Annotated in this window: 1 protein-coding gene; it reads right to left on the bottom strand. The window is 46.3% G+C overall.

Going from position 1 to position 1,188, the window contains the following annotated elements:
* A partial coding sequence (locus ACM6HU_RS26435) for an amino acid adenylation domain-containing protein (protein ID WP_414848525.1) occupies nt 1–1,188 on the bottom strand: 1,188 nt, incomplete at both ends.

Below are 1,188 nucleotides of genomic sequence, written 5' to 3'. Positions count from 1 at the left end.
TAATTCGGTAAATGTGTTTTCAGATGCTCCCGCCATTCATGAACACTTCCTTCACCAACTACATAAGCTACCAATCGTTTGTCTCCTGGATGATCCTCTCTTACCAGTACAACAGCTTCTTTTACGGACAAATGCGCCTGCAAAGTTGCTTCAACTTCTCCCAGTTCAATCCGGAAACCACGAATCTTTACTTGGTCATCCATACGACCATGGAACTGGAGATCACCGTCAGGCAGATAACTTGCTTTGTCCCCGGTGTAATAGAGACGTTCCCCTGACTTAAACGGATGCAGAATAAATTTTTCCTCTGTGAGTTCCGGACGATTAGCATAGCCACGAGCAAGGCTCTTTCCTCCGATATAGAGATCTCCAATCACACCCACTGGCACCGGCTGAAGGTGAGAATCTAACACATATACTTCTGTATTCGCAATCGGTCGACCAATCGACGGAGTACCTGTTGTCATTCCTACAGGCACATAACAATCAGTGGTAACGACGGTATTTTCCGATGGACCATACTGATTAATCACCGCAAAAGGTATTTGTTTAGATGGATACTGTGTTAACTGATCTCCTCCCGTAATGATAAAACGGAGATCCGTCTTCTCTGGCCAAGATAATTTCAAGAGTCTTTCCAGAATAGGTGTAGGCGCAAAGCTAGCCGTAATCCGTGAATCAATGAGCCAATCTCGTAGAGCCTCTGGATTGATTCGCAACTCTTCTGTCGACAGGTATAGTGCTGCACCAGCGGTGAGATAAGGCCAAATCTCCTGGACGGCTGAGTCAAAGGCAATCCCCGCAATTTGAGTCGCACGATCCTGTTCTGTAATTTGGTATACCGCTTGATGCCAAGAGACCATATTCATCAATGACCGATATTCGACCATGACACCCTTTGGCTTTCCTGTGGAACCAGAGGTGTAGACGATATAAGCTAAGTGCTCGGGTTTCACTTGCCGCTTCGGTGCGATCACGCTTTCATCTATTATTTCTTCTAATCTCACCGTTTCGACCTGTTCGGAAAGGCTTTCTTGCGCTGCTGTCGTCACTACGATTTGGATCCCTGCATCTTCAATCATGTATTGTAACCGTGATTTCGGATACAACGGATCTAGAACGACATAGGCCCCGCCAGCTTTTAATATGCCAAGTAAACTTGACATGAGCTCAGCCGATCTCGGGAGG

The sequence above is a fragment of the Bacillus sp. IT-79MI2 genome (assembly GCF_949768135.1).
Taxonomy (GTDB): domain Bacteria; phylum Bacillota; class Bacilli; order Bacillales; family Bacillaceae_G; genus Bacillus_A; species Bacillus_A pseudomycoides.
This window is presented reverse-complemented; position numbering and strand designations above follow the sequence as displayed.